General features: G+C 42.9%; 11 protein-coding genes. 7 read left to right on the top strand and 4 right to left on the bottom strand.

Annotation, left to right across the window (positions count from 1 at the left end; genetic code table 11):
• Positions 1 to 450: 450 nt before the first annotated feature.
• Positions 451 to 939: a TspO/MBR family protein gene (locus tag TY49_RS05680; protein WP_041964936.1), complete on the top strand. Its 489-nt coding sequence runs from the start codon at positions 451 to 453 to the stop codon at positions 937 to 939.
• Between the two features lie 288 nt (positions 940 to 1,227).
• Here TY49_RS05680 and TY49_RS05675 read toward each other — a convergent pair whose 3' ends face one another.
• Positions 1,228 to 1,668, bottom strand: a complete 441-nt coding sequence (locus TY49_RS05675) for a peroxiredoxin-like family protein (protein ID WP_084135389.1) — start codon at positions 1,666 to 1,668, stop codon at positions 1,228 to 1,230.
• 277 nt (positions 1,669 to 1,945) lie between these two features.
• Between TY49_RS05675 and TY49_RS05670 the strand changes: the two genes are divergently transcribed.
• Positions 1,946 to 2,917: a PstS family phosphate ABC transporter substrate-binding protein gene (locus tag TY49_RS05670; protein WP_041964934.1), complete on the top strand. Its 972-nt coding sequence runs from the start codon at positions 1,946 to 1,948 to the stop codon at positions 2,915 to 2,917.
• 181 nt (positions 2,918 to 3,098) lie between these two features.
• Here TY49_RS05670 and TY49_RS25520 read toward each other — a convergent pair whose 3' ends face one another.
• Positions 3,099 to 3,323 (bottom strand): CBO0543 family protein, encoded by a 225-nt coding sequence (locus TY49_RS25520; RefSeq protein ID WP_305066893.1) that lies wholly within the window; start codon positions 3,321 to 3,323, stop codon positions 3,099 to 3,101.
• Between the two features lie 296 nt (positions 3,324 to 3,619).
• Between TY49_RS25520 and TY49_RS05665 the strand changes: the two genes are divergently transcribed.
• Entirely contained in the window at positions 3,620 to 4,150 is a 531-nt protein-coding gene (locus tag TY49_RS05665) for a CBO0543 family protein (protein WP_041964933.1), read from the top strand.
• A gap of 83 nt (positions 4,151 to 4,233) precedes the next feature.
• Here TY49_RS05665 and TY49_RS05660 read toward each other — a convergent pair whose 3' ends face one another.
• The gene (locus TY49_RS05660) at positions 4,234 to 4,809 is read right to left on the bottom strand and encodes a hypothetical protein (RefSeq protein WP_041964932.1); all 576 of its coding nucleotides are present in this window, start codon (positions 4,807 to 4,809) and stop codon (positions 4,234 to 4,236) included.
• Between the two features lie 177 nt (positions 4,810 to 4,986).
• Here TY49_RS05660 and TY49_RS05655 point away from each other — a divergent pair, with 177 nt between their 5' ends.
• From TY49_RS05655 to wrbA, 3 genes are all read left to right on the top strand, one after another.
• Positions 4,987 to 5,268 carry a GNAT family N-acetyltransferase gene (locus tag TY49_RS05655; protein WP_041964931.1) on the top strand — a complete coding sequence of 94 codons (282 nt, stop codon included), beginning with the start codon at positions 4,987 to 4,989 and terminating at the stop codon, positions 5,266 to 5,268.
• A gap of 179 nt (positions 5,269 to 5,447) precedes the next feature.
• Positions 5,448 to 6,431, top strand: a complete 984-nt coding sequence (locus TY49_RS05650; protein WP_041964930.1) for a ring-cleaving dioxygenase — start codon at positions 5,448 to 5,450, stop codon at positions 6,429 to 6,431.
• A 56-nt stretch (positions 6,432 to 6,487) separates the two neighbouring features.
• A complete protein-coding gene (gene wrbA, locus TY49_RS05645) occupies positions 6,488 to 7,093 on the top strand; it encodes an NAD(P)H:quinone oxidoreductase (RefSeq protein ID WP_041964929.1) in 606 nt (201 codons plus the stop codon).
• A gap of 608 nt (positions 7,094 to 7,701) precedes the next feature.
• On the opposite strand, the gene TY49_RS05640 is transcribed toward wrbA, so the two are convergent.
• Positions 7,702 to 8,595: a 3-hydroxyacyl-CoA dehydrogenase gene (locus TY49_RS05640; protein WP_041964928.1), complete on the bottom strand. Its 894-nt coding sequence runs from the start codon at positions 8,593 to 8,595 to the stop codon at positions 7,702 to 7,704.
• 190 nt (positions 8,596 to 8,785) lie between these two features.
• Here TY49_RS05640 and TY49_RS05635 point away from each other — a divergent pair, with 190 nt between their 5' ends.
• The gene (locus tag TY49_RS05635) at positions 8,786 to 10,246 is read left to right on the top strand and encodes a protein adenylyltransferase SelO (RefSeq protein WP_041964940.1); all 1,461 of its coding nucleotides are present in this window, start codon (positions 8,786 to 8,788) and stop codon (positions 10,244 to 10,246) included.
• Positions 10,247 to 10,562: the final 316 nt, after the last annotated feature.

The raw sequence follows: 10,562 nt of genomic DNA, 5'->3' as shown, positions 1-10,562 counted from the left end.
GTAAGGTCAAGTTCGGACAGGTTTGGCTGGTGGGTGAAGAAAAGCTGTCAAGAAACCGAAGGAATTGTGACAGGTATGAGGTTCTGAGACTAAAAGCTGTCAAGAAAACAAAGGAATTGTGACAGGTTTGAAGTCATGAGGCCAAAAGCTGTCAAGAAAACAAAGGAATTGTGACAGGTATGAGGTTCTGAGACCAAAAGCTGTCAAGAAAACAAAGGAATTGTGACAGGTATGAGGTTCTGAGATCACAAGTTGTCAAGAAAACAAAGGAATTAAAACAGGTTTGAGGTTCTGAGACTAAAAGCTGTCAAGAACCGGCTGGAACACAGACAGCATTGACGGATGCAGAACAATTAAGTCAAAGAAGGTAACCATCACATTTTGGTTCATAATATCATATGTTTTTTTTGCAAAAACAAGGTAATAGTATGGATAAGGCAGGTGAGATGAATGAATGTTCTAAGAGTGAATGGAAATATAGATAAGGGTAAGCTCGCCAAGGAGTTGCTGATTCCGGTGCTCGGCGGAATGGTGACGGGGATGATTGCGACACGGAGGGCGAAGGAGAAGTACAGCAAGCTGAAGAAGCCTGATTTTTCTCCGCCATCGTGGGTGTTTCCCGTCGTGTGGACAGGCTTATATGCGTCGATGGGACTGGCGAATTACCGGGTTTCGATGAAAAAGAAACCAACTGCCACAGCGGAGGCCCTTTATGATATCCAGCTTGGATTGAACTTCCTCTGGTCTTTTTTATTTTTCAGATGGAATCTTAGAGGGACGGCTTTTGCGGAGATCGGCCTGCTGCTGGGTATGATTACACTAACAACTTATCAATACTACCAAAAGGATAAAATTGCTGGCAGGCTGATGCTGCCCTATATCGCATGGGTGGCTTACGCGCTCAAGCTTAATTACAGCACGTGGAAGCTAAATCAGTGAGAGGGTATCTGACAAAGCCCTCTCTTTTTAAAAAATTACTGAATTGTGCAACTTTATCAAACCTTCTACGTCTAAATTAATAGACTGCCAATCTTTGGTGGGTTAAAAGTTTGCTAGAGTGGGAATACTATTCCTAACAACATATTAAATTGGAGGTAGATTACGATGAAACAAATCAAAGAGTTCATGAATGAAGAAGGTTTTGAGTTAAAAGGGTATCTTTCTCAACTATTTGAACAAGCTTCTGATAAAAATGACAAGGAAAAACGCTGATCGCAGACAGGCTGATCAGCGTTTTTTCATTTGCTGCAAAACATCATCAATTTTTGCGTGGTCCTCTGGTGATTCATCGATATGCTTCCACAAGAGTTCACCTTCAGCTGAATAGAGCCAGGTTCCTCCTTGAATATAAACGTCCTGTGTCTTCATCGATTTAATGACGAAATCCTTCTGCTTCTCGTTTTTGGGAATAAAATCTTTGACCTGACCGGTAATGAAACCGAAACCGGCTTTCGCCAGCAGCTTCCACTTAGGCATCGTTTTATGGCCCATACCCCGATATGCTTTACGCGTTGGATCCCCAAGTATAGGAAATGGGAAAGGCCCAAACTGTTCAATGAATTGCTTGATAAAAGATCCTTTCGAAGGGGCAACCGCAACAACCTGGTAGCCTGTAGCTTCTACTTCATTTATTCGCTCACGCAACTGCGTAAGATATGTCCGGCAAATTGGTCAGCCAAGATGGCGGACGAACACGACCATCGTCGGGTTGCCCTGGATGGCTGTTTTCAAGCTAATTGTTTTTTCAGGGTCGGTTGTTTCCAACACATACTTCATTAAAAAAACCTCCTTTTCTTCACTATATCTAACTTCTCCCTTTGAGGAAAGAATTAACATTCCTTAACAAACCTTTTCAATTAATTTACAACTCTTTAAAACGAGGTTAATAACTGTCTAGTAATCTTGTTCTTGTAGCAACGGACATAATATTAGGGGGAATTAAGGAATGAAGAGTTTTAAAAAGTTAGCGATGTTTACGATGCTTGCTGGTGTAATGGCTTTCGGAACGGCTTGTTCGGATGGAGAAAGCAACGCAGAAGCGACGAATGGTTCTAATGAAACTGAAACTCAACTTGAAGGCAGCGTTGTGATCGACGGTTCTGGAACTGTATACCCGTTCATGGCAAAAATGGCAGAGAACTATATGTCCACCCAGGAAGATGTATCTGTAGAGGTTAGCCGCTCCGGAACTTCCGCTGGGTTCAAGAAATTCCTCGTTGAAGATGGAACAGACTACAATGATGCATCACGCCAGATCAAAGACGAAGAAAAGGCAAAAGCTGAAGAGCTTGGTATCGATGTGAAAGAAATGAAAGTAGCTTTGGATGGCCTAACGATCGTCATCAATAAGGACAATGACTGGGCAAAGGAACTGACTAAAGAAGAAGTCATCGACATCTTCCTTGCTGAAGGCGGAAAGAAGAAATGGTCGGATGTACGCCCTGACTTCCCGGCTGAAGCAATTAACACATACGGCCCGAATGAAAATCACGGCACATACGAATTCATGTTTGAAAACATTCTTGATGAAAAAGATCTTGTAGAAGGCATCAACCTGCAGCAGGACTACTCTACACTGGTTGACCTGGTTTCAAAAGACAAGAACGGAATCGGCTTCTTCGGATATGGATATTACGCGAACAACAAAGATAAGTTAGCAGCAGTGAATGTTGACTTTGGTAACGGACCTGTTGAACCATCTCTTGAAACAATCAAGGAAGACGGAAAGTACGGTCCATTTACACGACCTGTGTTCACATATTTGAATGTTAATAATGCAAAAGAGAAAGCACAAGTACTAGATTACGCAATCTACACAATGCAAAACGCCCAGGATGTTGCGGCCGAAACAGGCTTCGCACCACTGACAGACGAGGACATCCTTGCGACAATCGAAGAACTAGAAGAATTGAAGTAAACAAAAAGGAAGTATGAGGCAAGTTCTCATACTTCCTTTTATTTTCAGAATGTAAGTCAAATCTTCAATTCTTGTTTTTGCGCTAATTTTCTAATTCCAGCCATAAGAATTTTTACTGCAAGAAAGGTGGCTGCAAGCGAGAAAAAGCTGTGCAGGGAGGTCCAATTCTTTTTATAGCGGATCAACTTCGTTTTCTCTCAAGCCAATTTTCAACGACCGTAGATGGAGCGGTAAACAAAAATAACTTGAACAGAGTCAATAAAGGACCAGAATGTTTTGTTGCCTGGTTAAAGTAAATGCACGTTACAGGAAAAATGAGATAGATGAAGAGCACGCTGATATCAAATGTTTTAAATAATGAGACAGGGTACTTTAAATAACCTTTCTTCACTAGCAAAGTATCCATAATGGACGCTATATATCTTTTTAAAAAGAAAATGAGGAGCCAATCCTTAACAGGAGGCTTTCTAATCAGTTAAAAAAAGACAAAATACCGACGATGAAAAGGACTTTTAATGTGCTTTTTTCCATGTTTCTTCTCATACGGAAAGACCTCCCGACTGATTATTAATTATAGTATCATTCCTTCTTAAGGTAAGGTTATTCAGAAGATAGTATCGATTAAGAAATAATTGATAGAGGGTTGGGTATACTACGGAAGGGGTTTCCTTTATTTGTAAATATTTTATAGTGAGGCAGACTATGACGAATGCGATTTATGCGATTTTTTGGCTGGGAATTTTAATAATATTGGGGGATTGGAGGAACTGGAGAAGGTACTATCCGACAATCCTTTTCTTTATGCTTGGTGATTTTATTTACCTTTATTTAATGTCGGATTATTATCCAATGTGGAGGTATGTACCCTCGCCTGGTGACAGGGAAATAGGAATTACCAATACACATATTTCGTTTTCCATCATGATATTAAAATACCCTGCGACATGTCTTGCCTATTTGTCTCATTTTCCACAACAAGGTGCCATCATGAAGTTCATTTATTATTTAGGGTGGATGCTAATTTACATCATAAATGAAATGATTGATTTGCATTATCATTTAATAAAATACTACAATGGCTGGAATTTCGGGTGGTCCATCCTTTTTAATGCGGCAATGTTCCTCATATTGAAAATCCATTTTCATAGGCCGGTATTCGCCTGGATCCTCTCGGCCGTATTTATTGCTTTCTTATGGAATACCTTTGATGTACCCTCGAGTGTTTTTCGATAGAAGGTTTCCTTCTAGCTTATAAAAAATAGGCCTGGTTTCAGGCCGTTTTTATGTTTGGGTATGGATTCTTAAATGGAGAGAAATTATTCGTTTGACCTATACCTTTTCTTATTCCAAAGAAAAAAGTCAGTAATTACTTTCGCAAAAATAAATACAGATACATAGCTGATAAATAAGTGGAAATAGTTAATCGACCCATACATTTTAAATAATCCTAATCCGACTAGCATAGGTTTAAAAACAAATGACAGGATTACCGATGTGATAGTTGCATACAAATAATATTTTTTATTACTGGTCATCGATGATTGATATACGAAAATAAAAATGATTGGTATCAAGCTGGAATCGAGCGAAATCCCCGGTAAAACAGGAATGACAGGAAAAGGATAATTCCAGTAACCCATATTTCTCCCATACAAATCAATATATCCAAAGGGCATATGGATACTGTAGCCGTAAAAGAGAATCTGGAATAGCTTATTTTTATTGATTTTAAGAAGTAGCAAGATGAGCGGGGCCACAAGGAATAAGACCATCAGCCAATATTCAAAAGAGGTATATAGGGAAAAATCCCACCAATACTCATTTAAAGCTTTTTGGCCTTCCTTTCCCATCTCGACAATCTGATCAAAACGCGATAGTCGTTCATTTTCCAAATTAATCATTCCTTTTAAAAGCCGGTTTTGCATACATATCTATAGATTGTCATGTTCAATAATTTCGTATGCACAATGTAGAAGTCTTGTGGAAAAATATTATACAAAAAAGAGTAAGTTCACCATTATGCGGGAAAAAGAGAAAGATAATGATCGATATCACCAGGAGGTATTGTTATGTCGTTTAACTATGCAGAGGAAGACGGACGTTTTGTCGCGAAGGATTCTGATGGGCTCGAGGTAGGCGAAGTAACTTATACTCGTGACGGCAATAAGTTTCTTGTCATTAATCATACGGGTGTCGATCCGGCGAACCGTGGCCAGGGTGTGGCGGAGGAATTGGTACGCCAGGTTGTTGAGAAGGCAAAAAATGAAGACCTGAAGGTGGAGCCGATTTGTTCCTTTGCGCAAAAGGAATTCGAGAGGAAACCTGAATATAAAGAAGTACTAAAACAATAGTCTAAAAGCCTTTGAGTGATCTCAAGGGCTTTTATCCAAGTTGACATGGAAATAACCACATGATAAAATTATCTCGAATTCAAGATATTATGTTTTTTTCGAAGTCATTAAGGTTAAAGTAAGAATAGATATTTTTTTGTGTTAATATCTCAGTTTCAAGATAAAAAGGGGGAGACAACTTGAACGAATTAAAAGGAATTCACCATGTTACCGCCATTACAAGCAGTGCGGAAAAGAACTATGAGTTTTTCACATATGTTTTGGGGATGCGTCTTGTAAAAAAGACAGTCAACCAGGATGATATCCGGACTTACCACTTATTTTTCGCGGACGATAAAGGGGCGGCGGGCACGGATATGACATTCTTTGATTTCCCAGGGATTCCGAAGGGTTCTCATGGAACGGACGAGATTTATAAAACAGGCTTCCGTGTTCCGACAGATGAGGCGCTGGAATACTGGGTGAAGCGTTTCGATAAATACGACGTCAAGCATACAGGCATCAAGGAACTGTTTGGCAAAAAGACGATTTCATTCGTCGATTTTGATGATCAGCAATACATGTTAGTATCCGATGAGTTCAACGAGGGTGTAGCTTCAGGGACACCTTGGCAAAACGGTCCGTTACCATTGGAATACGCAATCACAGGCCTTGGGCCAATCCATATTCGGATCTCACGCTTTGATTATCTTAAAGAGGTATTGGAAAAAGTCATGCATATGCGTGAAGTTGGTCAGGAAGGTTCCTTGCACCTGTTTGAAATGGGAGAAGGCGGAAATGGTGCGCAGGTCATTGTTGAGGACAATAAAGTGCTGCCAGCGGGACGCCAGGGATTCGGCACCGTGCATCATACGGCATTCCGTGTTGCTGACACATCGGTTCTTTATGAGTGGATTGACCATATGAAGGCTGCTGGATTCGGCACATCAGGTTATGTCGACCGATTCTTCTTTGAATCATTGTATGCACGCGTGGCGCCAGGAATCTTATTTGAATGGGCAACGGACGGACCAGGATTCATGGGTGACGAACCATACGAAACTCTTGGTGAAAAATTATCATTGCCGCCGTTCCTTGAATCAAAGCGGGAGCAGATCGAGGACTTTGTACGCCCGATTGATACCGTCCGCAGTACGCGAGACATTGAAAGAGAGTACCTGTAAGCCGAGTTTGCAGGCTGAGTGTTTGTGGAAAACAACTACTAAAGGAGGCAGATAAAATGGTCAAATTAGCAGTAATTTTTTACAGCATGGGCGGAACGAATGTGCAGCTTTCGAAATGGGCTGCAGAAGGTGCAAAAGAAGCTGGAGCAGATGTGAAGGTTTTTAAAGTAAAGGAATTAGCCCCTGAATCAGCAATTGAAGGGAATGAAGCGTGGAAAGCGACTGTTGAAAACACAAAAGATATCCCTGAAGTGACTCCAGACGATCTGGAATGGGCAGACGCGATTATCTTCAGTGTTCCAACGCGATTCGGAAACATGCCATCTCAAATGAAGCAATTCCTTGATACGACTGGTGGCCTCTGGGCTCAGGGCAAGCTGGTGAACAAAGTTGTGAGCGCTATGTCCTCCGCGCAAAATCCGCACGGTGGCCAAGAAGCTACAATTCTTTCACTATACACGACGATGTATCACTGGGGTGCAATCGTTGCAGCGCCAGGCTACAGCGATCCAGTGACATTCGGTGCTGGCGGCAACCCATATGGCACAAGCGTAACAGTCGACCAGGACGGCAACATGATTGAAGACGTTGAAGCTGCGGTAAAATACCAGGCGAAGCGCACAGTGACCGTTGCTGGATGGGTGAAGAACGGAAATCAATAGTATATGATTAGACAGTCTAATTCCTTTTGAGGAGTTAGGCTGTTTTTTTGGTATGGGTAGGTATGGTGTGTGGAGGAAGTTTTCAATGGACATTTTGAGTGCGGAGGAGGGGGGAAATGTCTAATAAAAGGTGTTTAATGGACATATGAGAGCGGAGGAGGAGTGAAATGTCTAATAAAAGGTGTTTAATGGACATTTTGAGAGCGGAGGAGGAAGGAAATGTCTAATAAAAGAGGATTAATAGACATTTCGAAACAGGCGGAATCCAAGGAAGTGTTCAATAGAAGAGGTCTATGGGCCAAACCGGAGGCAGAATTCTAAGGAAGTGTCCGATAGAAGGTGTCTATCGGCCAAACATGGGACAGAATCCTAAGGAAATGTCCGATAGAAGAGGTCTATCGGCCAAACAGAGGGCAGAATCCCAAGGAAATGTCCGATAGAAGGGTTCTATCGGCCAAACAGGGGGCAGAATCCCAAGGAAATGTCTGATAGAAGGGGTCTATCGGACAAACCGAGGGCAGAAGCTCAAGGAAATGTCCGATAGCTTTGTTACTTGGAAACCGGCAAACAAAAAGCCCAATCCACATAAGGATTGAGCTTTTAGCTAATTATTTTAAAAATCCTGGCTGTTCATAGCTTGGGTTCGGGTATTTATAAAATCCTTCGCCTGTTGCTACACCGAGTTTGCCTTTGTCAATGTACTCGGTTTTTAATAGATTCGCCAGTTCTTTGAATTGTGGAACTCCAGCTTCGCCCTTGGCATTGGCGATATTGTATGCTGTGGTGATTCCGACGATGTCTAAAATTGCGAACGGTCCTTTTGGAGCGCCGGTGGCGATCATCCACGTTTTGTCGATGGTTTCCGGGTCGGCCACTTCCTTCATTAGAAGCATCTGGCCTGCTTCAAGGAATGGTACCAATAACGAGTTCAGAATATAGCCTGGCTGCTCTTTGTATAATGGCAAGGCAACCATGCCGATGGCTTTTGCGAATTCCAACAGGTCGTCAAACACTGCCTTGTCAGTGCCAGGATGCATCATGACTTCAGCGGTGTTATTTTTCCAGATTTCATTCGCAAAGTGAAGCGCAAGGAATTTTTCCGGACGGCCTGTCGCATCGGCAAATTGGCTTGGCAGCAACGTAGAAGTGTTCGTCGCGAATACCGTCTTTTCGGGCGCAGCTTGTCCCAGTTTATTGTAAAAATCAATCTTGATGTCGACTACCTCAGGCACTGCTTCAATGACGAGATCGGCATCCGCAACCGCCTGTGAAAGCTCACTGTAAAAAGAAAGACGGTTATAGGCTGCTTCAAGCTCCTGCTCGGATGCTCCAAGATCCTCCTGGTAACGAGGCTTCAGCTTCGTTATACGCTCCTTCGCGCGCTCGATCGCCTCATCATTAATATCGTAGACTGATACGTTGAATCCATGGTATGCAGTTTGAAAAGCAATCTGACTTCCTAAAACGCCGCTTCCGGCGACAGTAATGTTTTTATAATTCATGGCAATTCTCCTTTCTACACTATTTGTTTACCCACAATTATTATTCTTAAAAAGCATTTTTCTAAGCCTGGAGATAGTACAAATGACAGCTTTACCAATCAGTAGGGAGGGTATATTAAGTAAAAGGAAGAATACATTAATGAATATGAAAAACGAACGACGAGAACGTGAAGATAAAGGAGGCAATACAATGACAACCAATCAAGCTGGCTGGAAGATCGATAACAGCTATTCTCGCCTGCCTACAATATTTTATAGTCAACAGAAGCCAACCCCTGTAAAATCACCTGAAGTGGTCATCTTCAATGAGTCGCTGGCGGAAGAACTCGGTTTAAACCCTGAAGCTCTGCAAGATGACGAAGGGGCTGCTATCTTTGGCGGAAACGAGATTCCAGAAGGGGGTACACCTCTTGCTCAGGCATATGCAGGCCATCAATTCGGACATTTCACAATGCTTGGAGACGGAAGGGCGGTCCTGTTGGGCGAGCAGATTACTCCGGATGGAGAGAGGTTTGACATACAGCTGAAGGGTTCAGGGCGGACGCCATATTCTCGTGGAGGAGACGGACGTGCAGGACTTGGACCTATGCTGAGGGAATTTATCATCAGTGAAGCAATGGTGGGATTGGGAATCCCAACGACCAGAAGTCTGGCAGTGACGACAACGGGAGAGCAAATCATCCGCGAGACGATGCAAACTGGCGCAATTCTTACTCGTGTGGCAGCAAGCCACCTAAGGGTGGGAACATTCCAATTTGCCGCGAACTGGGGTAAGACCGAGGATTTGCGTGCATTGGCTGATTATGCGATAGAGCGCCATTATCCTGAAGTCGATGGGCAGGAAAACCGCTATCTTTCCTTTTTGAAAAAAGTGATCAAGCGCCAGGCAGCATTGATTGCGAAATGGCAGCATGTTGGTTTTATCCACGGAGTCATGAATACTGACAACATGACGATCAGCGGCGAGTCAATCGATTATGGCCCTTGTGCTTTCATGGACACGTATGACCCGGCGACCGTTTTCAGTTCAATTGACCGGGATGGCCGCTATGCCTATGGGAATCAGCCGTATATCGGCGGCTGGAATCTTTCTCGTTTTGCTGAAGCTTTGTTGCCTTTGTTGCATGAAGATGAAGACGAGGCGGTGAAGCTGGCGGAGGAAGCCCTCTCTGAGTTCCCGGAAATATTTGAAGCAGAATTCATTTCCGGAATGAGATTGAAACTGGGTATTTTCAATGAGGAAAAAGAAGATAAGAGCCTTATTTCCGATCTCTTAAACTTAATGAATGAGCATAAAGCTGATTTTACAAATACGTTTAAGGCCTTGACCTTTGATCAGCTGGAAGGATCAGAAATGTTCCAGGCTGTGGACTTCACGAAGTGGCATGGAAAATGGCAGGAAAGACTAGAACGTCAGGAGCAATCGAAGGATGATGTCCATGAGCTGATGCGTGACAATAACCCGGGGGTAATTCCTCGTAACCATAGGGTGGAGGAAGCACTGAATGCTGCTGTCAATGGAGACTTAAGCGTAATGGTTAAGCTGCTCGAAGTTCTTGCCAACCCCTTCGAGCATTCAGCTGAACAGGCCGAATACTGCAAGCCAGCTCCGTCAACGGCAAGACCTTACCGGACATTTTGCGGTACGTGATTTGCTTCTGTGCTTAAACCTAAGAGTCGTTCAGAAATCCAGTAAAATCATGAAAAAGTGTCCGTCATCGAGGCTATGACGGACAGAAATCTCGTGAACTCATGAAAAAATGTCCGTCATCATGGTTATGACGGACAGAAATCCAGTAAAATCATGAAAAAGTGTCCGTCATCTAGGCTATGACGGACAAAAATCTCGTGAACTCATGTGAAAGTGTCCGTCATCGGGGCTATGACGGACAGAAACTCCGTGAAATCATGAAAAAGTGTCCGTCATCAAGGCTATGACGGACAGAAATCCCGTGAACTCATGTGAA

The sequence above is a fragment of the Mesobacillus selenatarsenatis SF-1 genome (assembly GCF_000813125.1).
Lineage (GTDB): Bacteria > Bacillota > Bacilli > Bacillales > Cytobacillaceae > Mesobacillus > Mesobacillus selenatarsenatis.
The sequence above is the reverse complement of the archived record's forward strand: the minus strand, read 5'-3'. Positions and strand labels throughout refer to the sequence as shown.